The sequence below is a fragment of the Micromonospora musae genome (assembly GCF_003626635.1).
GTDB lineage: Bacteria > Actinomycetota > Actinomycetes > Mycobacteriales > Micromonosporaceae > Micromonospora > Micromonospora musae.
The window spans coordinates 75,431-97,631 of sequence record NZ_RAZT01000004.1; the positions used below are offsets into that span (position 1 = coordinate 75,431).

General features: G+C 66.7%; 17 protein-coding genes, 31 tRNA genes and 1 pseudogene. 38 read left to right on the forward strand and 11 right to left on the reverse strand.

Annotated elements, in window-relative coordinates:
* Positions 1 to 138: 138 nt before the first annotated feature.
* Positions 139 to 594, reverse strand: a complete 456-nt coding sequence (locus tag D7044_RS09035) for a hypothetical protein (RefSeq protein ID WP_147434614.1) — start codon at positions 592 to 594, stop codon at positions 139 to 141.
* A 759-nt stretch (positions 595 to 1,353) separates the two neighbouring features.
* Between D7044_RS09035 and D7044_RS33260 the strand changes: the two genes are divergently transcribed.
* The 7 genes from D7044_RS33260 (at position 1,354) to D7044_RS09060 (ending at position 2,262) form a co-directional block, all read left to right on the forward strand.
* On the forward strand, positions 1,354 to 1,485 hold the full coding sequence (locus tag D7044_RS33260; protein ID WP_267901593.1) for a hypothetical protein: 132 nt from the start codon (positions 1,354 to 1,356) through the stop codon (positions 1,483 to 1,485).
* A 73-nt stretch (positions 1,486 to 1,558) separates the two neighbouring features.
* Positions 1,559 to 1,631, forward strand: a tRNA-Trp gene (locus D7044_RS09045).
* Between the two features lie 110 nt (positions 1,632 to 1,741).
* A tRNA-Pro gene (locus tag D7044_RS32305) sits at positions 1,742 to 1,816 on the forward strand.
* Between the two features lies 1 nt (position 1,817).
* Positions 1,818 to 1,890 (forward strand) — tRNA-Ala (locus D7044_RS09050).
* A gap of 128 nt (positions 1,891 to 2,018) precedes the next feature.
* Positions 2,019 to 2,091 (forward strand) — tRNA-Glu (locus tag D7044_RS09055).
* 14 nt (positions 2,092 to 2,105) lie between these two features.
* A tRNA-Gly gene (locus D7044_RS32310) sits at positions 2,106 to 2,178 on the forward strand.
* A gap of 7 nt (positions 2,179 to 2,185) precedes the next feature.
* Positions 2,186 to 2,262: transfer RNA gene (locus tag D7044_RS09060), tRNA-Gln, on the forward strand.
* 96 nt (positions 2,263 to 2,358) lie between these two features.
* Here the strand turns inward: D7044_RS09060 and D7044_RS33520 are convergent.
* Positions 2,359 to 2,763, reverse strand: a pseudogene (locus D7044_RS33520) (histone-like nucleoid-structuring protein Lsr2); the annotation flags it as partial.
* 32 nt (positions 2,764 to 2,795) lie between these two features.
* On the opposite strand from D7044_RS33520, the gene D7044_RS09070 reads away from it, so the two are divergent.
* The 27 genes from D7044_RS09070 to D7044_RS09190 all read left to right on the forward strand — a co-directional run bounded on the left by D7044_RS09070 (position 2,796) and on the right by D7044_RS09190 (position 6,485).
* Positions 2,796 to 2,871, forward strand: a tRNA-Leu gene (locus D7044_RS09070).
* A gap of 5 nt (positions 2,872 to 2,876) precedes the next feature.
* Positions 2,877 to 2,952 (forward strand) — tRNA-Thr (locus D7044_RS09075).
* A 1-nt stretch (position 2,953) separates the two neighbouring features.
* Positions 2,954 to 3,026: transfer RNA gene (locus D7044_RS09080), tRNA-Gly, on the forward strand.
* Positions 3,027 to 3,062: 36 nt separating this feature from the next.
* The gene (locus D7044_RS09085) at positions 3,063 to 3,506 is read left to right on the forward strand and encodes an HNH endonuclease (protein ID WP_120688544.1); all 444 of its coding nucleotides are present in this window, start codon (positions 3,063 to 3,065) and stop codon (positions 3,504 to 3,506) included.
* 36 nt (positions 3,507 to 3,542) lie between these two features.
* Positions 3,543 to 3,618 (forward strand) — tRNA-Gln (locus D7044_RS09090).
* Positions 3,619 to 3,697: 79 nt separating this feature from the next.
* A tRNA-Leu gene (locus tag D7044_RS09095) sits at positions 3,698 to 3,775 on the forward strand.
* Position 3,776: 1 nt separating this feature from the next.
* Positions 3,777 to 3,852: transfer RNA gene (locus D7044_RS09100), tRNA-Thr, on the forward strand.
* Positions 3,853 to 3,979: 127 nt separating this feature from the next.
* Positions 3,980 to 4,055, forward strand: a tRNA-Thr gene (locus tag D7044_RS09105).
* A gap of 1 nt (position 4,056) precedes the next feature.
* Positions 4,057 to 4,133 (forward strand) — tRNA-Met (locus D7044_RS09110).
* A 1-nt stretch (position 4,134) separates the two neighbouring features.
* Positions 4,135 to 4,218: transfer RNA gene (locus D7044_RS09115), tRNA-Leu, on the forward strand.
* A gap of 79 nt (positions 4,219 to 4,297) precedes the next feature.
* Positions 4,298 to 4,370 (forward strand) — tRNA-Ala (locus tag D7044_RS09120).
* 94 nt (positions 4,371 to 4,464) lie between these two features.
* A tRNA-Ile gene (locus D7044_RS09125) sits at positions 4,465 to 4,541 on the forward strand.
* Between the two features lies 1 nt (position 4,542).
* A tRNA-Arg gene (locus tag D7044_RS09130) sits at positions 4,543 to 4,615 on the forward strand.
* A gap of 5 nt (positions 4,616 to 4,620) precedes the next feature.
* Positions 4,621 to 4,693: transfer RNA gene (locus tag D7044_RS09135), tRNA-Pro, on the forward strand.
* Positions 4,694 to 4,698: 5 nt separating this feature from the next.
* Positions 4,699 to 4,787: transfer RNA gene (locus D7044_RS32315), tRNA-Ser, on the forward strand.
* 1 nt (position 4,788) lies between these two features.
* A tRNA-Lys gene (locus tag D7044_RS09140) sits at positions 4,789 to 4,864 on the forward strand.
* Between the two features lie 3 nt (positions 4,865 to 4,867).
* Positions 4,868 to 4,941, forward strand: a tRNA-Arg gene (locus D7044_RS09145).
* Between the two features lie 6 nt (positions 4,942 to 4,947).
* Positions 4,948 to 5,020, forward strand: a tRNA-Lys gene (locus tag D7044_RS09150).
* A gap of 2 nt (positions 5,021 to 5,022) precedes the next feature.
* Positions 5,023 to 5,097, forward strand: a tRNA-Met gene (locus D7044_RS09155).
* A gap of 2 nt (positions 5,098 to 5,099) precedes the next feature.
* Positions 5,100 to 5,171: transfer RNA gene (locus D7044_RS09160), tRNA-Val, on the forward strand.
* Between the two features lie 6 nt (positions 5,172 to 5,177).
* A tRNA-Glu gene (locus tag D7044_RS09165) sits at positions 5,178 to 5,251 on the forward strand.
* Position 5,252: 1 nt separating this feature from the next.
* Positions 5,253 to 5,325: transfer RNA gene (locus tag D7044_RS09170), tRNA-Asn, on the forward strand.
* A gap of 4 nt (positions 5,326 to 5,329) precedes the next feature.
* Positions 5,330 to 5,401 (forward strand) — tRNA-Val (locus D7044_RS09175).
* A 20-nt stretch (positions 5,402 to 5,421) separates the two neighbouring features.
* Positions 5,422 to 5,495 (forward strand) — tRNA-His (locus D7044_RS09180).
* Position 5,496: 1 nt separating this feature from the next.
* Positions 5,497 to 5,580 (forward strand) — tRNA-Tyr (locus D7044_RS32320).
* Between the two features lie 86 nt (positions 5,581 to 5,666).
* A tRNA-Cys gene (locus tag D7044_RS09185) sits at positions 5,667 to 5,740 on the forward strand.
* 148 nt (positions 5,741 to 5,888) lie between these two features.
* Entirely contained in the window at positions 5,889 to 6,485 is a 597-nt protein-coding gene (locus tag D7044_RS09190) for a hypothetical protein (protein WP_120688545.1), read from the forward strand.
* Between the two features lie 656 nt (positions 6,486 to 7,141).
* Here the strand turns inward: D7044_RS09190 and D7044_RS09200 are convergent.
* Positions 7,142 to 7,528 (reverse strand): hypothetical protein, encoded by a 387-nt coding sequence (locus tag D7044_RS09200; protein WP_120674202.1) that lies wholly within the window; start codon positions 7,526 to 7,528, stop codon positions 7,142 to 7,144.
* A gap of 360 nt (positions 7,529 to 7,888) precedes the next feature.
* Between D7044_RS09200 and D7044_RS09205 the strand changes: the two genes are divergently transcribed.
* Entirely contained in the window at positions 7,889 to 8,500 is a 612-nt protein-coding gene (locus D7044_RS09205; RefSeq protein WP_120674204.1) for a hypothetical protein, read from the forward strand.
* A 169-nt stretch (positions 8,501 to 8,669) separates the two neighbouring features.
* Here D7044_RS09205 and D7044_RS09210 read toward each other — a convergent pair whose 3' ends face one another.
* Positions 8,670 to 9,374, reverse strand: coding sequence for a DsbA family oxidoreductase (locus tag D7044_RS09210; RefSeq protein ID WP_158609286.1), 705 nt, complete (start codon positions 9,372 to 9,374; stop codon positions 8,670 to 8,672).
* 335 nt (positions 9,375 to 9,709) lie between these two features.
* On the opposite strand from D7044_RS09210, the gene D7044_RS09215 reads away from it, so the two are divergent.
* A complete protein-coding gene (locus tag D7044_RS09215; protein WP_233563015.1) occupies positions 9,710 to 10,774 on the forward strand; it encodes an alkene reductase in 1,065 nt (354 codons plus the stop codon).
* A 962-nt stretch (positions 10,775 to 11,736) separates the two neighbouring features.
* Here the strand turns inward: D7044_RS09215 and D7044_RS09225 are convergent.
* The 4 genes from D7044_RS09225 to D7044_RS09240 all read right to left on the reverse strand — a co-directional run bounded on the left by D7044_RS09225 (position 11,737) and on the right by D7044_RS09240 (position 15,612).
* Positions 11,737 to 13,011, reverse strand: a complete 1,275-nt coding sequence (locus tag D7044_RS09225) for a barstar family protein (RefSeq protein WP_233564910.1) — start codon at positions 13,009 to 13,011, stop codon at positions 11,737 to 11,739.
* A 172-nt stretch (positions 13,012 to 13,183) separates the two neighbouring features.
* Complete coding sequence (locus D7044_RS09230; RefSeq protein ID WP_120688748.1) at positions 13,184 to 13,528, reverse strand: hypothetical protein; 345 nt, start codon at positions 13,526 to 13,528, stop codon at positions 13,184 to 13,186.
* A gap of 52 nt (positions 13,529 to 13,580) precedes the next feature.
* Positions 13,581 to 13,925: a hypothetical protein gene (locus D7044_RS09235; protein WP_120688546.1), complete on the reverse strand. Its 345-nt coding sequence runs from the start codon at positions 13,923 to 13,925 to the stop codon at positions 13,581 to 13,583.
* 136 nt (positions 13,926 to 14,061) lie between these two features.
* The gene (locus D7044_RS09240; RefSeq protein ID WP_147434615.1) at positions 14,062 to 15,612 is read right to left on the reverse strand and encodes a hypothetical protein; all 1,551 of its coding nucleotides are present in this window, start codon (positions 15,610 to 15,612) and stop codon (positions 14,062 to 14,064) included.
* Between the two features lie 633 nt (positions 15,613 to 16,245).
* On the opposite strand from D7044_RS09240, the gene D7044_RS09250 reads away from it, so the two are divergent.
* Together D7044_RS09250 and D7044_RS09255 are read left to right on the forward strand one after the other, a co-directional pair.
* A complete protein-coding gene (locus tag D7044_RS09250; RefSeq protein ID WP_120674216.1) occupies positions 16,246 to 17,034 on the forward strand; it encodes a hypothetical protein in 789 nt (262 codons plus the stop codon).
* Between the two features lie 31 nt (positions 17,035 to 17,065).
* The gene (locus tag D7044_RS09255; protein ID WP_120674218.1) at positions 17,066 to 17,542 is read left to right on the forward strand and encodes a DUF4279 domain-containing protein; all 477 of its coding nucleotides are present in this window, start codon (positions 17,066 to 17,068) and stop codon (positions 17,540 to 17,542) included.
* Between the two features lie 466 nt (positions 17,543 to 18,008).
* On the opposite strand, the gene D7044_RS09265 is transcribed toward D7044_RS09255, so the two are convergent.
* From D7044_RS09265 to D7044_RS09275, 3 genes are all read right to left on the reverse strand, one after another.
* Entirely contained in the window at positions 18,009 to 19,466 is a 1,458-nt protein-coding gene (locus D7044_RS09265) for an SDR family oxidoreductase (RefSeq protein WP_120674220.1), read from the reverse strand.
* 772 nt (positions 19,467 to 20,238) lie between these two features.
* Positions 20,239 to 21,348 (reverse strand): 3-dehydroquinate synthase II, encoded by a 1,110-nt coding sequence (locus tag D7044_RS09270; RefSeq protein WP_120674222.1) that lies wholly within the window; start codon positions 21,346 to 21,348, stop codon positions 20,239 to 20,241.
* Positions 21,320 to 22,159, reverse strand: coding sequence for a 2-amino-3,7-dideoxy-D-threo-hept-6-ulosonate synthase (locus D7044_RS09275; protein ID WP_120674223.1), 840 nt, complete (start codon positions 22,157 to 22,159; stop codon positions 21,320 to 21,322). Before D7044_RS09275 ends, D7044_RS09270 begins: the two co-directional genes overlap by 29 nt.
* Positions 22,160 to 22,201 lie beyond the last annotated feature (42 nt).

The window sequence follows — 22,201 nt, forward strand, 5'->3', positions numbered from 1 at the left end:
GCTTGTCCCGTGACGAGACAAGGCGACTGCCGGCCGTGTTGGGTCTCAGGACCTCCGTGACAGATCAGTCTCGGGACGTGTGTGACACGTCCGGCTAGACGATCTTGGGTTGAAGGGTAGCGCTTGCGTGTGCCCTGGCTAGTCGGGGTTCGCAAGAACCTCGATGTGGATCGGCTCTTGACTGTTGAGGTAGAGGACGTAACCCGCTTCTTGATCCTCGATCGCGTCGACAGGAACGACCTCAAGCGCGTAGTCCGGCCGGGGTAGGAATCCGAAGTCGGCGGGAGGGTCGAACCTCTCGATGGAGGTAACCCGCACCTCCGTCGGTGGGATGCCGACGAAGCAAGGGTCACCGGCCTGGAGTTCTGAGGCGTCAGGCTCCAGGCGCCAGGGTGTGTTGAGCCAGCCGTACGCGTCAGGGTCACGAGGAAAGCCCACGGTGCCGTCCCATGAGTTGGTTGACTCGGGGTCGGCTTCCCACCATGGCCAGTCGATGAGCAGGCGCTGGGGCGTGGTCCTGACGATCCGCGCGTCGACCGCCTCGGCTGAGATCATGAGCAGGTCGCCGACGGTGTAGCCGAGTGCCTTCGTCAACCTGGTGCTATCCATGGTCTGATCTGCCGGCTTCGTTGCTCCAGTTCATGAGCGACAAAGCTAGGAATGGCACCGCCAGGCGTCAAGCTTCACCCCGGTGCTGCGGACTTTGAGCCGGGCGATCGGCTTGGTGGTGGCGCGGGCGACCTCGGTGACGAGTTAGTCGCGGTTGTGGACGCGGAAGGTGGTGTCGGCGGCTTCGACGGTGAGGGTCGCTCCGGCGTGCCCCTGGGGATGCCGCCCAGACGGCGGCTTCCTCGACGACGTCACTGCCCCCGGCTGCTGCGGCGCGCCGGCGTGATCGGGCCAAGACCGTGCCGGCCAGCCAGGACGTCGCTCACGCTCGCTCGGCCATCAAGTCCTCGTCGAACCCTTCCAGCTCCAACGCCCGCCTCGCGACCGCACGACTAAACCCGCCCCAAGCCGGCGTATTGAGTGTTGTACGCGGTTCTCCAGGTCGAATCGCGCGGGACCACGCGATACAAGACCTGACCCTCGCCTACCCCGAGGGTCAGGTCGTCGCCGTAGAGCTCGTGCGAGGTGACCGGCATGACCAGGGCACCACGAGGAAGCCCGGTGGCAGAGCTCACCTGGTTGCCCGTCGCGTACGCCTCGTCCTCGTCGGACGTCCACCTCAACGACTGACCGGCCGTCGCCACAAGGTACGCGAATGTGGCTTCGGAATATCCATTGCCAATCGCGGACGCCGCCCTTACCTTGAAATGGCAAGGTCATCCGGACCAACCCGAGGAGTTCCCGGTGTTGCAATACGCCTCCACCGAAACCACGCGGTTCATGCCGCGCGGCGGTGTCGTGCTGCCCTCGATCGGGCGAGCCCACGACCTCTGCGCACGCGAGCAGAACTGGGAGCCGGGGCGGCGGCACGAATAGCGTCAGCGCAAGCTGCGAAAGCCGCCCACCCCGACAGGGATAGGGCGGCTTCTTCGTTACCGAACAACTTCATAGGGGCGTAGCTCAACTGGTAGAGCACCGGTCTCCAAAACCGAAGGTTGCAGGTTCGAATCCTGTCGCCCCTGCTTCTCGTCCCGGCTTTGGCCGGGGACGTTGTCGATTCTCAACTCCACAGTGGATGGCATAAGCAAGACCCCGGCCGGCGCCAGCACGGGCCGGCCGGGGGCAACACCCTCCGGGACGAGGGAGACGGCAACCCGCCTGCTTTGGGAGCAGGAGACACGGGGTTCGACACCCCGGTCCCGGACCATGGGGATGTAGCTCAGCTGGTAGAGCGTCGGCGTGGCACGCCGAAGGCCAGGGGTTCGAGTCCCCTCTTCTCCACGTACCGACGCCCTCCTGGCGTAACTGGTAGCGCACGGGAGTGAAGTCCCCGAGGACTCCGTTCAAGTCGGGGGGAGGGCACGTTGGCGGGTTCGTGGGCGCGCGACCACGATTCCCGCCGGCTCCATGGGTCGTTGGAGCAATTGGAAGCTCGCCGCGTTCTCAGCGCGGAGGTTGCGGGTTCGAACCCCGTACGGCCTACGCACGAATGCCATGCGGTCGTGGTCAACTCGGCGGACACGTCGGTCTTCCAAACCGAAGAAGCGGGGTCGGTGCCCGCCGGCCGCTCAACCGTTCCGGGGTGCTCTGCTGGCAGGGGCGACGGGACTTTGGATCCCGGTACAGACGCAGGTTCGATTCCTGCTCCCGGAGCTCACGCGCCAGCGGAGAACGTCGCCGCTGGTACCGCTCGTTCGGCATTTCTTTGGTCGTGCCAGCAGGGGCCCGCTGCCGGTTGTTGTACGCGTCTTCAACGGCCGCCGGGATACGCCCTCGGTCGGTCACCGGCTGGCCAACCACCTTTTCGTTGGCTGCCCACCACTCGCGGATCAGCCAGCGACGTTCCCGCTTCGCGGAGGCCGACTCAACCGGCTCACTGACGGTACGCCCCACCGCGGTCCGGATCCGCCGGCCGGCAGCCATGAACGGCTCCAGCTTTCGCTGCAGAGCCGTCGCGCTCTTGTCCGCCAGGTCGACTTGGTACTCGACGCCGTCGAGGCTGAACCGCACCTCCCGGGCACCAGAATCTCCGGTCAGGTCGTCCGTGATCTCCACGATGGTGCGGAGCGCCACGGTCCCTCCCCGATCGTCGGCATTAAGCACGTTGGGGCGAGTCACAGGCACGGAACTCCGCCCCGGACCTGAGTCGATCATCAGCGAACCGGCTCCGCAACTTGCGGACCCTTGCCCCGGTAGCCCAACACGGCAGGAGGCAGCGCCTTCAAAACGCGCACAGTGCGGGTTCGAATCCCGCTCGGGGCACTCACGCCGTCGTAGCTCAGTTGGTAGAGCAGCGCCATGGTAGGGCGCAGGTCGCCGGTTCGATCCCGGCCGACGGCTCCATGCGGACGTAGCGCAGTTGGTAGCGCGGCACCTTGCCAAGGTGCAGGTCGCGGGTTCGGTCCCCGTCGTCCACTCTCACGATCATCGGCCACGACAGGAAGGAGGGCCCGGTGGACGCCGTTCTCGTCCTCAACGCCGACCTGGGACCGTTGCACCGGGTCCCGATCAAACACGCGATCCGGATGCTCATGCGTCAGGTCGCCGAGATCCACGAAGCCGAGCCCGGCCGGCACCTCGGCATCTTCCCGATGCCGAAGGTTCTCCGGCTCGTCCGGTACGTCGTTACCCGGTGGCGCTTCACGAACGGGCCCGCCTGGAGTAAGAGCGGCGTCCTGCGCCGCGACGGGCAGCGGTGCGGTTACTGCCCCGCGCTGGCGACCACGGTCGACCACATCCTTCCCCGCTCCCGTGGTGGGCCGAACACCTGGCAGAACACGATTGGCGCCTGCTACGCGTGCAACCAGCGCAAGGCCAACCTCATCCCCGCCGAGGCGGGTATGCAGCTGCTCCGGCAGCCCACGGTTCCCACCTGGTCGAGCATGATGCAGCGCTGATCACGGCCGGCGGGACCGCGGACCGCCGGCCACCCTTCCCGGGTCGTCTAGTCGGGTAAGACGTCGCACTCTGGATGCGAAGAGCTGGGCTCGAATCCTGGCCCGGGAGCCACGCCAGGGTGCGCAAGCGGGTCGGCACAGGGTGTACCCATCGGCGCCGGCGAACCGGAAGGTGACCCTGCCGCGAACATGCCCTCGTAGCCCAACGGTAGAGGCACGGTCGTGAGGCGGCCGAGAGGTGGCGCGTTCGAATCGCCCCGAGGGCACCACGCCGGCGTAGCTCAGATGGCAGAGCACGCGCCTTGTAAGCGCGAACGCGCCGGTTCGAGTCCGGCCGCCGGCTCCACACACCCCGGCGGGCCCCTCGCGGGCCGGGAGGCCAGGAAGTAGGCAGGGATGTCGCGCCCCTGCCGGTGATCCGTCGGTGGAAGGGCGGCACCGTCCCGGCCGGCGAGAGAGGCACCGGGAACCATGCCAGCGCAGCACGACGGACGGTACACCGGCTTCGTATCCCGGAGGTAGGGCGTTCGAGTCGCCCCGCTGGCCCCATGCCGACGTAGCTCAGGTGGTCAGAGCGCTCCGCTCATAACGGAGAGGCCGCGGGCTCGACTCCCGCCGTCGGCACCACGCGCTCGTGGTGGAACTCAGGTAGACCCGCACGGCTCAGACCCGTGTGCCGAAAGGCGTGGGGGTTCGACTCCCCCCGAGCGCACGCAAGGTTGAAGGCGGAGTGGAGCCGCCGCCCCGGGGCACCCGGGGAGAACCGGTTCGACTCCGGCCGGCCAAGCCATGGGGACGTGGCGCAGGTGGTAGCGCGCTGCTTTCGCAATGCAGAGGTCAGGGGTTCGACTCCCCTCGTCTCCACTTCCCGGCCGCTGGCCGGGACCATGCTGGCGTAGCTCAGAGGCCAGAACACCCGGTTGTCAGCCGGGGGTTCGAGTCCCTCACCTTCCGCCATGTCGTCGTGGCCAAGCTGGTTAAGGCACCCGGCTGATAACCGGGAGATCGTGGGTTCAACTCCCTCCGACGACACCACGCCCCCGTGGCTCAGCGGATAGAGCACCAGATAACGAATCTGAGGGTCGCGCGGTCGAATCGCGCCGGGGGCACGCATCGGGATGTGGCGCAGTTGGGAGCGCGCTCGCTTCGGGAGCGAGAAGTCGTCGGTTCAAATCCGGCCAGCCCGACTCATGGTGAGGCCACCCGATAGGTGCCGGGCGCCGTCTCGAAAACGGTCTGGGTTGAAAGGCCTTGGGGGTTCGACTCCCTCCCTCGCCGCCATGCGCCGTTAGCTCAGTTGGCAGAGCTTCCGACTCTTAATCGGAATGTCACTGGTTCGATCCCAGTACGGCGTACCAATTCCCCCGGTAGCTCAGAGGATAGAGCGCTGGTTTCCTAAACCGGGTCGTCGCAGGTTCGAGTTCTGCCCGGGGGACGTTTCGGGCCGCTAGCTCAGTGGTAGAGCCGCCGACTTTTAATCGGAGGTGTCCAGAGTTCGATTCTCTGGCGGCCCACTTGCGGGATGGCGCAGTTATGGAAGCGCGCTGGGCTCATAACCCAGAGGCCCCGGGTTCGACTCCCGGTCCCGCTCCCGCCCCGGTAGCTCAGCGGGAGAGCGTCCGCTCGACAAGCGGAAGGCCGTTGGTTCGACACCAGCTCGGGGCACGCAGACGCGCGTTCGGTTATGGGTAGGCCCCTAGCCTTTCAAGCTGGTGAAGCGGGTTCGAGTCCCGCACGCGCGACCATTCCGGCGTCGCCCAATCGGTAGGGCAGCGGACTGTTAATCCGTAAGGTACTGGTTCGAGTCCAGTCGCCGGAGCCGAGCCCGTGTAGCTCAGGGGGAGAGCGTCGCTCTTACAAAGCGAGGGTCGGGAGTTCAAATCTTTCCGCGGGCACTGGCCTAATGGCCAAAGTTGTGACTGTAGCTCAATGGTAGAGCGCCGGGTTGTGGTCCCGGATATGCGGGGTCAGTACCCGCCAGTCACCCCAAGGGAGCGCGCCACCGATGGTGAGGTGGGCCGGGCTGTAACCCCGGTGCGTCCGCGCTTAGGGAGTTCGAATCTCTCCGCTCCCACGCACGCCCGCGTAGCTCAGCGGATAGAGCACCTGCTTCCGGAGCTGGGTTGTCGGGTTCGATTTCCTCCGTGGGCGCTTAAACTTGGTCGTGTGCCCGAGTGGTCAGGGAGCGGTCTGCAAAACCGCGCAGCGGGGTTCGATTCCCCGGGCGGCCTCCATAGCCATCCACTGCGGATAGCGAGCGGAACGCCATCCCGATAGGGGAGCCGGTAGGCTATCAACCTGCGGTTGACGGCGCCGTCGCCTTGACTACCGGCCCGGTACACCTGTCGAAGATGCTCCCCCGAACACCAGGGGTTGAGCCCAATGTCGAAGTTCAACGCGACCCGCATCCGCCCGGCCGTCACCTTGCTGGTCACCACGACCGCGCTGGCCGCCAACGCCCACGGCCTCCCGGGACACGTCCGCGACGAGCGCTCCGAGCTGTTCCTGCTCGGCGTCTCCCTGCGCGACGTCAGCAAGGACACCTTCTACGAGCGCGCAGGCGCCCGCGTCGAGCGGTTCTGCGCCCTCGTCCGCGGCCTGGCCGTGAGCGGCCCGGGTTGGCTGACCGATGTCCTTCGCTGGCTGCGCGCCGATGGGAATCTGCGTACGGCGCCGCTGGTCGCCGCAGCCGAGTTCGCGGCCGCCCGCCGCAGTACGCCGGACCCGGACCAGCTCGTCGCCACGGTTGTCGACGCGGTGCTTCAGCGCGCCGACGAGCCGGGCGAGCTGGTCGCGTACTGGACCACCCCGTACGGCATGGCCCCGAAGGGCGTGAAGAAGGGCATCGCGCGGGCCGTGATCCGGCTCTACGACGAGTACTGCCTGTCGAAGTACGACCGTGACGGCTTGGGCTTCCGGTTCCCGCGCGCCGTGGAGTCAGCGGCTGTCGCAGGTCACGCACAAGGACGACGGCACTGAGGAAGACGCCTACTGTGGCTACAGCCCGCACACCGACGTCGAGCAACTGACCGACGAGACCGGAGACACCGATTCCACCTACGGCTACACCGTGTACGGCAAGAACGACGACGCCCAGTTCACCGGCGTTGACAAGCCGGACGCGGCGGATCCCACCAAGGAGCCGTATAACGCTACTGGTTCAACGCCAAGCGGTGGGACCAGAGCAGCGCGGCGCAGGGAAGCGCACGCCGGCTGAGCCGTAAGGTCCGGTTGACGTGGCGGGAAGGGCGGAGCCTGCGCGAGAGCCGCCCACCACTGTGTTGTCGCATCGCCTGACCGGTGACGTGTCCACGTGTTCTCGACGCGACCGAGAAAGGCGGACCTCACCAGCATGGGAGCGAAACGATCGGTCATCGGTGGTGTCGACACCCACCGCGACCCCCATCACGCGTCGGTCATCGGCAGCAGTGGCGGTCTCCCGGGCGACGCCGAGTTCCCCGCGACTTGAGACGGTTATGCGGACCTGCTGGCCTGGATGCGGTCCTTCGGAGCCGGCCGCGCTCGGACAGTCAGTTTGGAAGAGCGTGCTCAACCGGCCGTGATGCCCGAACGCCTGCGGCCGGCGGCGGAGCTGAACGCCGCTCGTGCCCGCTCATGACCGCAGCGCAGCCCGTTTACTGGCCCGTGGATGGCCCGGCCTGCAGCTCCTCAGGAGCGGGCCGAAGCAGACCTAGCTGCGGGTCGAAGCAGACAAGGCCGTGCTCGGCCGCAATTCGTGCAGCACCGGCCGACACCTCTTCACAGCGGCTGTACACCATCGGGAAATAAACGATGGGTCCCGATGCCTCCCTGATCAGTGGCCCGGTCGACCACGGACTCCGCTCATCCTCAGTAAGGTCGATCCATCTCTCGAGAAGGGCCTCGACGTAGGCTTGGATACGCGGGGTCGCCGGCGTTCGTCCCTCGCCGGTGTACCGCTCGCGGAGCGCCTTTAAAGTCGCCAGCGCCACGGCGTTGTCAGCGGGCCTGTCACCTTCCCACACCGCCAAGTCGTAACTCACGAGCGGAGTGTGCCAGTCAGCGCTGACCCTGTCGCGCAGTGGCTACGGGGTGAGCGATGAAGAGCGGATCTCCCGTCCGGGGAGGCTGGTAGCCCTCGTGGTGCCGGCGAGGTGATCTGCGGCGGCATCTATGAGGAGGGTCGGGGTTCGGGGCAGCGCCCGAGGCCTTCAAGCTCCTGTTGTCCGTCAACGTGGGCGGCCGGCCCGGCCGATGCCGCCCGGAGGTCGCCAGCAGCCCGGCGCCGGGCCGGCGCGGCCTGCTTTGCGGGCCGCCTTGATCCTCTGGAGGGCAATTCGGCAGTCTCACCAGCACGCAAGTTGTCGTGTCACGGGACATGCCTGACACTCGCGTCCCACCAGATGCTTGACATGATCCATATCGGTTGGTCGGGTGGCTTCCTGAGCCGGGAGACGGCTACCGCAGGGAGGGCTGAGGACATGGAGGTGCTCGACGTCCTGGCGGCGTTCGGCTCAACCGGCCGGGTCGGCCTTCTTCATCCCGGCACCCGTTTACAGGAGGTCGTCGCCGCCTACGACATGCCATGGGACATCGGGCGGATCGACAAACGCCACAGATGGCCGCACCTGTACTCCTACGGCGACGTCGAGCTCGTCGTATGCCGCTGCCGGATCATCACCTCAGTGACAGTCCAGACCTGGCGAGGGACGGTTGAGCTGCCGAGCCCGGCACAGTCTGGCGAGGTCGTCGCCGTACCCGCGCGACTGACCTTCGCTCAGGTGGCCGACGCCCTGGCCGCCGCGGACTGCCAGTGGGAACGACTCAAGCCGATCGAGGGACAGTGCGGGCTGCGCACCCTGCCTGAACGCGTCGACTTCACCTTCGTCACCGACGACGGACCCGATCCCGTGCTGCACGTTGCAGGCACCTGGGCCCACGAACACGACTGCATGGCGGCGTCAGCCGTCGACGCTGCCTTCGCCGACGACTTTCCTCCCGAGCAGGACAACTGACCACGTGATTAAGGCTTGGACCTGTTGCCCCGGCAGGATTTGAACCTGCGACACACGGTCAGGAAGTCCACTCGCAGTCAAAGGGATGGGAGCTACCGCAAAGCTAATCGTCTTGCTCCGAGCTAGTACCGGCTCGGAGCAAGACGATCTCTCTTGGTACATCTGTCACTCAGACGGCGCAGGCTCCGTCCGGTCCGCACTGCTCTCCTTCTCCAAAAGGCATGCGCAACGCGGGAGTGGGGTGGCTTTCGTCCCAGGCCCGACGCAGGGCGCGGGTGAAGGTGGCGCGGTCCACGCCGCCTCCGATGCCGTACTTCTGATCGATCACGATGAAAGGGGTGCCGTGCGCGCCCATCCGCTGGGCACGGTACTGCTCCTCCTCGACACGCGTCTTGTACCTGCGGGAGACGAGCACCTCGCGAGTCTCGTCCTGATCGAGGCCGATCTCACCGGCGAACTCGATCAGCTGCTCCATCGTCCACAGCTGTCGGTTGTATCCGAAATGTGCGTTGAACATCTCAGTCCACGCCTCGTGGTGCTTGCCCTGATCGGTGGCGTACGCGAGGAGCTCGTGGGTGAGGTCCGTCGGGCCGAGGGTGCGGTCGATGGCGTGGTACCCGCCGAAGCCCTCCTCGTCGGCGGCGATCTCCACCGGTCGCAGCACGTTGTTCATCTGCGCGATGGTCATCCCCGCGTTCAGGCTCAGCTGCGTCTGGGTGATGCCCTCAGGCGGGATGCCGGGGTGCACCTGGAACGAACGGTGGATGATCTCTACCTCGTCGCCGTGCTCGAAGTCGGCCACGGCGTTGCGCAGGCGCTGCTGGGTCATGCCGCAGATGGGGCAGATGATGTCCGACCACATCTCGATCTGCATCATGCTTCCTTTCTTGCGATTTGTGCGTGACCCCATGATGAGTCAGATTCGAAACACTTACAAAAGGCACATCCATGTGCGCGAGGAGGTCTCATGACAGGCGCTCACACCGGTGTACGCGCAGCCGTCAGGCAGGTGCCCGGCCCCTGCGCGCACTGGAACGACGATGACGCGGACGTAGGCGCAGCGCTCATTGCCGGCGACGCCTTCGCCCCACCTCGCATTACGAACATGAGTGAGTGTTTTGTAGGCACGGTGCGGTGCTGAGACGATTGGCCCCTGGCGGGCGGCTCGGGCCATACGAGCGTCCCTGGAAAAAGGAAATGATGTTGGACATGTTCTCCCCGGCGACGTTCGGATCGGTTCATCTTGAGAACCGGATCGTGCTCGCCCCGATGACGCGTCTTCGCGCCCACGCGGACGGTTCGCCGAGCCTGGACATGGCGACGTACTACGCCCAACGTGCGAGCTTCGGGCTGATTGTCACCGAGGGTGTCTTTCCCTCCCTGGAAGGACGCGCGTACTTGAATCAGCCAGGTATCGCGACGAAAAGGCACGCCCAGGGGTGGCGTCGGGTGACGGATGCGGTGCATGACCGTGGAGGCAGCATCTTCATGCAGATCATGCACGCAGGCATGGCTACACATTCAGCGGTCACCGGCGGTTCGCGGCCGGTCGGGCCAAGCGCGACATCAGCAAAAGGGCTGGCCCGCACACAGGGCGGCAAAGTGGCTATGCAAGCCGCTCGATCCTTGTCTGAAGACGAACTGCGAGGCATAGCCGCATTGTTTGCTGAAGCCGCTGAGCGTGCAGTTTTCGCAGGCTTCGATGGAGTGGAGGTTCAGGGAGCCAACGGGTACCTGCTCCATCAGTTCTTCGCGCCCAGCACCAACAACCGATCCGATAGATACGGCGATTCTCCGGTCAATCGAGCCCGTCTTGCAGTGGAGGTCGTCTCAGCAGTTTCGAGCGCGATCGGTGCTGAGCGCACCGCCCTGCGAATATCACCTCGGCACCATTCGCATGGGATCAACGAGTACAACGATGACGCCACGAACGACACCTATCACGCGGTGGTCTCGGGTATCGCCCCACTGAACATGGCCTATCTGAGCTACTTACCGGAAGTCACGTCTCCGTTCGCGCAGGAACTGCGTGAACTGTTTGGCGGTCCCTTCGTTGTTAACACCGGCCCTCGAACAGAAACGACTTACCAAGAGGCCGACCGCCTGGTGAGCGGAGGTTTCGCTGACGCTGTCGCAGTCGGCCGCGCCGGGCTCGCAAATCCTGACCTGGTTCGGCGATGGCGACACGGGCTCGAGCTGAATCGCCCTCGGATGCAGCACTTCTACGTCGGTGGCGCGAACGGGTATACGGACTATCCCGAACTGGCAACTTGATCCGCGGCTCATTCAGTTGATCGTCCGGCCCCACCAAAGACGCGTCGCACCCATGACGGAGAATCCGATGTTCCGGGTGGCGAACGGATGGGCGAGCACGATCTTCGCCGTTGTCGTCCAGCGCCAGGGGGCGAGCTTCTGCTTTGGCGAACATGTTCCGAGGCTCTGAGTGGCGCATCGAGTGGCTGTGAGGAATTCAGCAGCGCTGGCTGACCACGCTCGTGATCTCTGCCTGGCTCCGATCATTGCCGGGTGTTGCCGATCTTCGCTCCGAGTTCGAGTTCGGAGCGGGTAAGTTCTGCCGGGGCTGGCCGGGGCTGGCCGGGGCTGGCCGGGGCTGGCCGGGGCTGGCCGGGGCGGGGCTGGGCGACGGGCGACGGGTCGCCACAGGGCAACTACGGCCACAGGCGGACGGACTCGCGCGCCGGTGGTAGCGGAGAGTTAGAGGGTTCAGGGCGTTGACTTTGGCTTCGGGTGATGGGGTTGAGATGAGCGAGTGGAAGCCGGTGGTGTATCGAGGGGACGGGGCGTGGATTGGGATCATGCCTGACGGCCGTCTCGGCGTTGGTGTGGAGTCGGAGGGCCGCGCCACTCTCACAGGCTCGGGGTTTGTTCCCATGTGGCCGTACCTGGAACGCGATCTTCCTGCGGTCTTGGCTGAACTCTCCCGAGCGTGGGCGGATCTCGGGCAGGGAGGAGTGTCCTCTCCGGAGGAGCTTTTTGAGTTGACGGTCGAGTCGGCATGGAAGTCCGGTCGTTCGTACTGGATGCAGCTGGCCGCTCCATGGGCTATTGAAATGTCTCGCCGAGACGGCTTCGATCAGGATGTCGTTCTGAGACTCCTTGCCGAGATGGCGGCCTCTGATGTGTTGTCGTCCGGAGTGCGGAAGCAAGCGCAGCGTGCTTGCGAATAGACGCGCAGGGCCGACCGTTCTTCGGGCGTGGCGAGTTGTCTTGCTCTTCTAGCGCAGGTCGACGTTGACCTGGTGCTCCGCGAGCATGTCTAGTAGGTAGTCCATGGTGGTCGATGCGCTCAGCAGGTGCCGGTCGTAGCCGGTGACGAGGTGGGCGCGCGCGGTGGCCGAGTCGTGCCACACCAGCCGGAATGGTGTCCGTGCGCCGAACCCTCCAGTGAGGCAGTCGTGGAGAGCATTGAGGTTCCAGCCGAAGTATCCGCCCGGCCCGTTGATCGCCTCGCCGATGGCGCAGTAGAACCCTTCGATGTCAGTGACGAATCGGCCGTCGAGGTTGTACGTGGTGCCTGCGGGCCGGTCCGGCGTACTGGCTCGGTGGGCGAGCGCTGCTCCGGCCCAGTGGTGGCGCAGGTCGCGGTCGTAGCCGGCCCAGACGTTCTTCTCCGTGGGCGGACCGGCGTACCAGTGCTCAAGAACGCGGAGCGCCCCTGCTGGTAGTGGCTCCTGCGGGTCGCTGTCGATGGTCATGTCGAGGAGCCCGGCACCGAACCGCGATGGTTCGCTGGCCTGGATCGTTCCGGACACCCCGGCGCCGATCACCTGGCTGGTCGAACCGTCGGCGGTGACCATGCGAACGTCGGCACGGATCCGGCGTCGGCGGAGGCTCGCCTTGGTCGACTGCCCGACCGTCTCCAGCGCGGCGAGTAGCAGTGGTTCCGGTTGGCAGCCGAGCAGCCGGACCTGCGGCACCGGCGGTGCGGCTTGCTCGCGGAACACGCCTGTGACGTCTCGGCAGGACCCGTACGACCGCTCGTCCGAGCCAAGGAGGACGAATTCGGTGACGTCGCCGGGAGGCATCACTGCCTCTGTGCGGTCGTAGACGTAGACGAACCCGTCGAGGTCGATATCCACGGTCTCCGGCACCGTCATGTTCGGTCGTTGGGCGGTGACGACGACGTCGGAGAGGTACTCACCCCGCCACGGTGGTGGGATGCCTGGCGATGGGGGAGGTGCCGTTATCGAGACGTTGCCGAGCCAGGCGTGTTCGGTGCCGAGCGCCTCAGCGGGCAGCCGGTCGAGCAGCTCGGCGAGTGTGCCAGCCGCGGTGCAGCCGACGAGCGTGAACCGTTCCCGCGGCCGGGGCGGCAAGTCGACGAAGAGCCCTTCGACCTCCCGGCACAGCGCCAACGGGGTGTCGAACTCGTAGGACCAGTCGGAGCCGACCTCGCCGAGGAGCAGCCAGCGCGGACCGACGGGATGCTTCCACTCCCACCGCCGCTGCTCCGGCTGAAGGTCGGGACCGGGACCAGCACTCGTCGACACGTCGCGACCCTACAAGCCGGATGCGTCCTGGCCGACAGGCCTTTCGTCGTAAGGCGAAGCATGCATCCGTACCGCGTCCGGCTGCGACTACCGGTCGCCGGCAACGGTCGGCGATGGTCCGGACCGGATGGGTACTGCTAACGCCAGGCCGGTCGTGCCGAGCGGATATTGGCTAGGTGTGCTCCCCGTCGAACGGTTCGTCGCTCCACCGCCACCACGCCTCGTTGCCGTCGATGTGAAGCAGGAATTCAGGAACCTCGTGCCCCTCCGGAGACCGAAGCGTCACGGCGCTCCGGATTTCCTCGTACGCGCGCTCCCAGGACTCGACGTCCACATCACCAGCATCAAGCAGGCGCAGCTCCTCGGCGAAGAGCGGCCGCACCTCCGCGAGCCCTTCCCTCTGGTCGACCCGAGCGTTCAACCACGGAAAGTCGCCGCCGGTCACGACGAGATCGGCAAGTACCCGGCCGTCGTCGCGCCGGTGCAAGGTCCAAGCGCTACCGTGATGATCGCCCACGATGACGACGCTAGTCAGAGCCACCACTTCTCGTGGGTACGCCCGGGCGGCTTCAGGCCGGATCTTCGGATCGGACGCCGGCGCTGACTATGTCCCCGCTGCGAACGAGTTCTCGGATAGCTGTAGTCATGGCGGGCAGGCCCGGTTCCGGCACGATCAGCTGGTCAGCGGCCCAGAAGTAGCTGCCGTCCGCGACTTCGCCGGTCTCCTTCCATCTCGCGAGCAGGCGGCGGACCTCGTCGAGGGTGAGGATCGTCAGCGCCCAACTGGAGCCGTCAGGAAGGTCGACGAAGGTGTCTACGTTGGCTGCGGACTCCTCGGTCGTGTCGGGACCGAGAAGGAACCGGGCCACGAATGTCGGCTCCGTGATGGTCACGTACGTATCGGCTGCGCCCATGAGCGCTGATCATGCCGGCCACGGATCGGTGCGCCAACCAGAACTTTGCCCCGTGGGTTGTGGCACGGGTGGCCGTCGAGCGGTACGTGCTCAACAGTCACTCTCACGCGTTCAAGCGGCAGGTGGGCGCGGATCGCTAATCCAGCGGGCGGCCTTCCAGAGCCGCGCTCATTCGTTGCTTCACGTCCTGTTCCGGCTCGGCGCTGATCGCCTGCCGCAACCGGGACTCCGCGTCGCTGGGCCAGGCGCTTCGGGGCCAGGCAGCCAACGTCCGCACGGACATGTTCCGGTTGCGAATGACCGGGCTGGCTATTGACGCGGCGATCAGTGGCCAGCCGACACCGGGCCACTTGTCGAGATCTTGAACGAGGAAATCGAGACATTGGTGGGCAGCCCACTGCCGCCCAAGCCCGAGCTCCCCGCCGGGACCCGAGGCGATCTCCTCCAACGGGAGGACTTCGACCGCGAGATCGATCACCTCGCCGATGCTGTCTCGGTCCACCTGCCGGATGGCGCTGAACCACTTGCCCGACTCCAGGGGCTCTACCCGCAATTGCTGCAGCAACGTGTGCAACGTCGAGATCCCCAGGATGTTACAGGCTCGTTCGGCCCGCCAGAACATCACCGGATCGGCCGACTCCAGGGCCTCAAGGGCCATCGGCGGCCACCCGGCGCGGCCGATGAGTTGCTGGCACTCGGCAGCGAACTGCAGGCGGGCTGCTTCGTCCCAGCCGCCGTCGGGCCACCCCTGGCTCGGCGCGGAGTCGGAGACGAAGTCTCGGATCGCGCCGACTGCCAGCAGATGCTGCAGATCCGAAGCGCGGTCCCGCATCAGCGTCAGGTAGATGCGGGTGACCGCGGCACCGTCGGTGTAGTCGTGGATGTCCTGTGCCGGCCCGCCAGCGAACAGAGCCATCAGGAGATCACCTGTGGCACGCAGCAGTTGGTCGTCCACCTCGTCGGCACTCAACGCAGCCAGCAGATCGCCCCGGGACGCGGCCAGGTACGCCAGGTACTCGTCCATGACCGTATTGCGGAACCCCTCGCGCAGAACCCAGTCGAGAATCTCGCGCCGTTCGGTGCCGGCGAGACGTTCGACCAAGTGAATTCGCCCCCAGCCACGCACCTGCTTGGCGAGGTGCCAGAGATCGTCGTCGGCGTGGTCCTGCCCGTTGTCGAGCGCGACTGCGGCGTAGAGGGTGAACTCCTCGTGACGACCCAGCGTCAGCAGCACCTCGCGGTGCAGGTCGGCCGGAAACAACCCGAGCAGAGCGATCCCCAGCTTCACCGGTCCTCGATGTGCGGAATCCGTGGCGAGGTGCATGGCCACCTTGTGGAGACGGCCTCCGTCGATGCTGCTTTCGCGGATGCGGCCGAGCAGCGAGTCGATTGCGCTCAACAGGTCATCGGTGCTCTTCGCGCGTTCGTAGAGACGGGCAAACTGACGGCGCGCGAGCCATCCGCCCGCAGCCACAGCCTTGACCGCGGCGAACAAGCTTCCGGCGACGTCAGTCTCGCGGATGGCGACGTGGTGGCTGACCACGCCGTCCCAGGCGCCGGAGGCGAACTTCAGCTGGCCCGCGACGTGCTCCTCGTCCGGGAGCACCACGTCGTCGAGTTCGCTGCCCTCCGCCAGCTGCACCTGCAGAAATCCGTAGATAGAACGCGGATCGGGATCGTGACTCACGGCCGGGCACGATACCGGCCTGATCATGCAGCGGCCGACTCATTTCCGCCCCTGTGAGCCCGAGCGTGCCTCTTCAAGCGCCTGAACTACGCCCTGCACCCCTGCCCGATGAGATACCGGGTGTTCGCCGCGCGCGGCGCGCGCCAGATCGCACCTTGTCGTGGGCGCGGGCCAGGTCGGCGACGGCCATCGTCGAGACCTGTGCCAGGACCCGTATCCCGTGCGCCGTGCGGAGGTGTGGAATCTGTACGTTGTCGACATCGACCTCGACGTCAGCGACCGGGGACCGTTGGAGAGCCTTCCTGCCATGCGTCAACGCGTGACCAGCCGCATGCTCAGACGGTGCGGAGTGTCCGGTGATTGGCCCAATATGGTGGATGGGTCGCTCAACGCACTCCAGAATGATCGCGTGACAGCAGGGGATGTGTGTGCGGAGGACTCGAGGCTGGGAAATCATGTCCACGTATCGCCGCAGTTCGCGACACGGGTAGTCCGCCTGAGTTCCATCGAGCCACGTGCGAACGACATCAAGTTAATCGGCAGTGATGACGACGGTGTGGGGTACAGCCTCGGGTTCCGTCCAAGGGCGATGGCCCTGCGGGTTCAGTCCGCCTCCCTGCCGGACGAGGCTGCGTGAGCCGGCTCATCGCTCACGAGCTGATGACGCTCGGTACCACAAGCCCCCGGCTCGGGATCGACGGGTCCACAATGCCGAACCGCTACCTGACCGTCGACGGTGTTCCTGCCTACCAGATCGGCTATTCGTGTGGCACCTGCGGGCTGGTCCTGCGCCGCCAGTCCGGTGTTCCGAGGGGATCACTATCGGCGGCCGCCGTACGAGATCGTCTCAACGCCGGGCTGGACGGGCTCGACATGGAAGTCATCGACGCTTTCGCTGCCCGACTGCCGCGCGGTGACTACCAGGTGATGCTGGTGGACACACTGCCGACGCTCGTCGCGCCGGGCTCAACCGGTGACTACTTCGCGTTCGACGGGCCGGCCGGCTGGCGCAACGAAGAGTTCGAGGACTCCATCGACCCCGCCAACAGGAGCTACTACCGACTCGATCGTCAGGGTATCGGCGACCATGAGGAACTGTTCGAGTTCGCTGTCCCGATGGGCGACCCGGCCGCGCTGGACGCCGATGTCGTCGCACGGTACGTCCGCGCGCCCGGCCGACCGACTGCCGTCGCCTTCGGGCTGCTTGACATCGAGAGCCCCTGGTTCAGGCGGGAACGGCACTGGGGCCTGTTCCACTTCCTGCTCGACGGACATCACAAGACAGCAGCTGCAGCGTCCAGCAACGCGCCAATCAGGCTGCTCACCTTTGTCTCGGCCGGTGAGTCGCTGGCTTCCGGCGACGAACTGTTGAGTCTCCCGGAGATCATCCGCGTCGGCGGCCAGAGCAGGGCGGACCGATGACAGCCACGGACGTTTCGGATCGGGTCACTCAGTGCTGATTTCCCAGTACGCCTACTTCGCGCTGAAATCGGCAAGCGTGCCCGCATCGGAGATCGCCGCCCGCCTGGGCATCGAGTCGGACGGAGCCGTGATCCGAGGCAGCCGCCGCCCGGCTAATCCAGTGATCCCGGCCGCGCACTGCTGGCAGGTGGTCTGCCGAACGCCGGGCATGACCGTTGACGAGCAAATTTCACACATCGTTGATCGCTTGTTTGTGCACGCTCCGCAGATCGGCGTGCTCGCGGCCGAGCTCGACCGGACAGACGGTAGCGGGTCGGCCGTCCTGCAAGTCGTGCGGGTTTTCGAGCCTCCTGCGGGCGAGCCGGAAGACCTGTCTGGGCAGGTTGACGGCCTGGAGAAGCTGCCCGGACAGCATCAGCTGCTGGGCTGGCACGTTGACCGGCGGACGCTCGAGTTCCTCCGGCTCACGGGCGCCGAGCTAGACATCGACGAGTACGCCTACGGCTGACGGTGTCGAAGCACCCGGAGTTCGGAGTACAACGTTTTCCGGACATGCTTGCCGCGGCGGCCCTTGGCGGTGATGCGGAGCGACTGGTCGGCGCACCTGACCGGGCCTTGATCCAGCGGTTCCCTGTCTCGGCAACGCGGCTGTGCCTGACGGGCTATTGTGTCCGCCTGTTGAGTCCCAGAAGTTGAACAGCAGTTCGCCGACGTTAATCGGTTTCCAATAGGTGATGTGGTCCTGCTCGTGGGGGCCGAGGGCGCTCAGGTCGGCCTGTGACAGCGGGGCTCGTAACTGCATGACGTCGAGTACCTGGGCGTCTGTCAGGTTGGCGATGGCGGCAGCAAGGTCGGAGTAATCGACGAACGTGACGGTGATATCGCCGGTGCGAGCACCCTGTGTGGTGGACGGGCGACGGCGCTGACCGTGTCGGCCGGAGCCTGGGCGGCCGACGGCGGGGCGGGCGCGCTGATTACCAGGCGCAGGGCGCGTAGTCCTTCAGGAAGCAGCCGTACAGGTCTTCGCCCTGTTCGCCGCGGACGATCGGGTCGTAGACCCGGGCCGCGCCGTCGACCAGGTCCAGCGGGGCGTGGAAGCCTGCGTCCGCCAGCCGCATCTTCGTCGGGTGGGGCCGCTCGTCGGTGATCCAGCCGGTGTCGACGCTGGTCATCAGGATGCCGTCGGCCAGCATCTCCTGGGCGCTGGTGCGGGTCAGCATGTTCAGCGCGGCCTTGGCCATGTTGGTGTGCGGGTGCCCCGGTCCCTTGTAGCCGCGGGCGAACTGGCCCTCCATCGCCGATACGTTCACCACGTATTTGCGGCGGGCGGTCGCTGCGGCCATCGCTGGTCGCAGTCGGCTGACCAGCACGAACGGCGCGGTCACGTTGCACAGCTGCACTTCGAGCAGCTCGACCGGGTCCACCTCGTGCACCCGCTGCACCCAGCTGTTGACCGGGTCGAGGTCCGGGACCAGACCGCCGGCGTCGATGGCGGTGGCTGCCGCGATCCGTTCCGGCGAGGCGGAGCCGCTGGTCAGCGCCAGCGCGGTGAGCGCCTGCGGGGTGACCGGGGTCGACTGCGGCGGGGCGATCAGGCCCGCCGGGTCGCCCTGGCCGGCAGGTTTGGCGAACGTGATCAGCTCTGGCAGGGGGCCGTCCGGCAGGGCCGCGGCCTCTGCGGCGACGAGCTGCGCGTATGCCCCGGGCGTGCGGCGGACGGTCTGCGCCGCATTGTTGATTAGGATGTCGAGTGGTCCCTGGGCGCTGACCGAGTCAGCGAGGGCGATCACCTGGGCGGGGTCGCGCAGGTCGATCCCGACGATCCGCAGACGGTGCAGCCAGTCCCCGCTGTCCGGCATCGCGGCGAATCGGCGGACCGCGTCGTGCGGGAACCGCGTGGTTACCGTGGTGTGCGCGCCGTCGCGCAGCAGCCGCAGCGCGATGTACATGCCGATCTTGGCTCGGCCGCCGGTTAGCAGGGCGCGCCGGCCAGTCAGATCGGTGCGGGCGTTCCGGCGCTCCCGGTTGAGCGCGGCGCAGGGTGGGCAGAGCTGATGGTAGAAGGCGTCCACCTCGTGGTAGCGCTGCTTGCAGACGTAGCAGCCGCGCGGATTGTGCAGGAGGCCGGCCGTGGCACCTACGGTGGGCGAGGCGAGCGGGATGCCCTGGGTCTCGTCGTCGATCCGGCCCGGGGCGCCGGTGGCGGTGGCTGCCGTTACCGCGCGGTCGGCCGCCGCGATGGCATCTCGGCGTTCCTCGCGTCGCCGCTGCTTGATCATTTTGTAGAGCTTCGCGGTGGCCCGTTGCACCCGCACCACGTCGGGGTGATCGGGAGGCAGGTCCTCCAACGCCTCGAAGACGCTGAGACAGGTCTCCAGCCGTTGACGGTCGATGCCGTATTTGCCGGTTTCGGTGATGTTGTCCGCTGTCATGCCGTCGCTGTCTCGTCCCGTTCCCTGCGCCGGATCTACCCGGCCCACCCCAAGTTCGACCCGGAACTGTACGCACCGCACGGTCGCCGATGCATCCCGCATCTGTTCAACAGCCCACAGATCATGGATGCCAACCTCGCCGGTATGACGGCCACCACGGCCTGCTCCTGTCCCGGCTACTTGCCGACCAGCGCCGCCATTCCGGACCGGCTAGAGTTGTGCGAGCTTCAAGGTCATGCCGATCGTCATCGGCGGCGGGGTAATGGTTCGTGTCACCCCTTGGACACAATTTAGTACATGATCCACTTGGGGTTGCCTGAGCGGACACGATCCGGGCCGTTGGCCTATAGGTCAGCTTGAGTCCCAGCTCGCGGTAGATCAGTGTCTTGTCCGCGGGATCCGCGTCGCGGAGGACTGCGGCGATGTTTCCTAGGGCTTCGACGGCTCGGCGCCGACTTCGGAGTCATCGAGCCGCCGGAGCTTGTCGCTCACCTGAACATGCTCGCCAACCGGTGCCGACAAGCCGCTGGCGGCACATGATTCGATACCCCGTAGCCTCTCGGGGTTCACCGCCGTCCGGGTCGAGTCACGTCGTCGGCCTGCGGTGGTCGGCACCGCGATAAACGCCCTGCACCACCTACTGGCCGCGCCGACGTTGCGCGGCTGGACGCCTCTCCGCCCGTGGCGGTGGAGCGCACCGGGTCGCCGCACAGAGGCGCGCCCCGCAGGCCAGCGAACGCCTGCAGGGCGTGTATCTGCGCGGAACCGTCACTCACTGTTCGCGGCAGAACTCCTCAATGGGGTAGCCGACGTGCCGATCGGCGGTGGGAAGGTGGCCCAGGATCCGGTCCCCGGGCTGCAGTTCGGTCGAGTTGAGCACCACCGCGTCGGGCCCGAGCACCCGCACGTGCCAGTCGTCCTGAAGGATCAGGTTGACCGTCTGCCCATTCGGCGCGACCGCGTCGATGGAGATCAATGGCCGGGTCTCGATCTTGACTCGGCCGACCGTGACCAGCCGGGTCTGACCCTTGGTGGTCACCGCGAGCACTTTGCTGCCCGCCTCCAGCTCGCTCAGGTAGTGCGTCCGCCCGTCCGCCGCGACGGTGTACGAGTGGATGGCGCCAGCGTTCACCCGGAACGGCCGGGTCGGCATGTACGGCAGGGGATGCGTCTCGCTGACGCAGAGCACCATTCCCTTGGAGTGGGAACCCACCAGGATCCCCTCGTCCTGCCCGAAGTACGTGCACGTGTCCACGCAGGCGCGTTCGCCCATGCCCACGTGCCGCGTCCGGGTGACCTCCAGCTCCACCAGTGGGATCTCGCCGTGCTGGCCGGTCGCCGCGCGGCGCAGCGCGGTGGCGTCTCCCACCGACCGGGCGGCCATCAGCACCCCGTCGGAGCCGACCTCCAGCACCCCGAAGAGAATCTCGGCCTCGGGCACGTCGTGGGCCACCGTGACGATCGTTCCCTCGGACTCGGCCGCCGCGGCGAGCACGATCTCCAGCGGGATCTTGGTGGGGTCGCGGAAGTCCAGGACCGCGATCTCCTCTTCGCGGGCCGCCGTACATGCCTCGGCGAGAGTCGGCGCGTCGACGATCTCGACGTACCGACCGAAGCGCACGCCGGGGTGCGCCGCCTGTTGCGTGGCCCGCTCCGCGCTCGGGCCGGGCAGCACCACCGTGTCGGCCTCCCCGAGGTGATCCGGCAACTCGCCGCCGCGCAGCAGCAGAACCTTGCCCAGTGTCGGTGGCAGGCCCGCGAAGGCCGCCGGGTCGGACGCCACCACGGCGTCCAGACCCTGGTGTACGGCCTCTTCGAGAATGGCTGCGGTCGCCTCGCGGGCTGCCCGGATGTCAAGCCAGCACAGTCTGTTGCCCGTCATGGTGTCCTCCCTCTAGGTCGTCGATCTGTTCCATCGGGTAGCGATGCACCAGCCGCGCCACCCTGCGCGCCAGCTGCTCCGGATCATGGGCCTGGAAGAGGTTGCGACCCATCGCCACTCCGGCGGCCCCGCCGGCCAGCGCGTCGGCGACGAAGCGGAGCAGCTCGGTCTCGCTGCCCCGTCGCGGCCCGCCGGCCACCAGGACCGGGATCGGGCAGATGCTGGTGAGGTCGAGCATCCCCGCCACCGAGCCGGGATAGACCGTCTTGACCAGGTCCGCGCCGAGGTCGGCGGCGATGGTGACCGCGTGTGCGAGCAGGGCTGGATCGCGGGGATCGTCGATCCGTGGCCCGCGCGGGTACATCATCGCCATCAGCGGCAGATTCCACCGATCGCACGAGTCGGCGATCCGGGCCAGGTCCTGAATCTGCTGGTGCTCCTGCTGCGAGCCGAGGTTGACGTGCACGCTGACCCCGTCGGCACCGAGGCGGATCGCCTCCTCCACCGCCGTGACGACGTACTTGGCGTCGGGGTCGGGAGCCTGGCTGGTGCTCGCGTTGAGGTGCACGATGAGCGACATGTCGGCGAACCTGTCCGGGCCGATGTGTCGCATGCTGCCCTTGTGCACCACGACCGCGTCGACTCCGCCGCCGGCGAGCTGGCCGACGAGCCGGTCGATGGGCTGGCTTGGCGTCACCACCGGGCCGTCGGCGATGCTGTGGTCGACCGGCGCGACGACCAGACCGGCGGTGCTGTGATGGTGCAGTCGGCGTAGTCGCAACGACCGTGCCGAATGGCTGTGTAGGGGCATTTTCATCCTTCCTGTCCCGAAGGTGTGCGGCCCGGTCCGGTG

What these genes read in the sequence shown, in the direction of transcription:
- D7044_RS09210 (WP_158609286.1), bottom strand. Translation starts at nt 9,374, where the DNA reads ATGCAGATCGAGATGTGGTCGGACATCATCTGCCCCATCTGCGGCATG.
- D7044_RS09190 (WP_120688545.1), top strand. Translation starts at nt 5,889, where the DNA reads ATGTCGAAGTTCAACGCGACCCGCATCCGCCCGGCCGTCACCTTGCTG.
- D7044_RS09275 (WP_120674223.1), bottom strand. Translation starts at nt 22,159, where the DNA reads ATGCCCCTACACAGCCATTCGGCACGGTCGTTGCGACTACGCCGACTG.
- D7044_RS09235 (WP_120688546.1), bottom strand. Translation starts at nt 13,925, where the DNA reads ATGGGCGCAGCCGATACGTACGTGACCATCACGGAGCCGACATTCGTG.
- D7044_RS09205 (WP_120674204.1), top strand. Translation starts at nt 7,889, where the DNA reads ATGCTTGACATGATCCATATCGGTTGGTCGGGTGGCTTCCTGAGCCGG.
- D7044_RS09265 (WP_120674220.1), bottom strand. Translation starts at nt 19,466, where the DNA reads ATGACAGCGGACAACATCACCGAAACCGGCAAATACGGCATCGACCGT.
- D7044_RS09215 (WP_233563015.1), top strand. Translation starts at nt 9,710, where the DNA reads ATGTTCTCCCCGGCGACGTTCGGATCGGTTCATCTTGAGAACCGGATC.
- D7044_RS09270 (WP_120674222.1), bottom strand. Translation starts at nt 21,348, where the DNA reads ATGACGGGCAACAGACTGTGCTGGCTTGACATCCGGGCAGCCCGCGAG.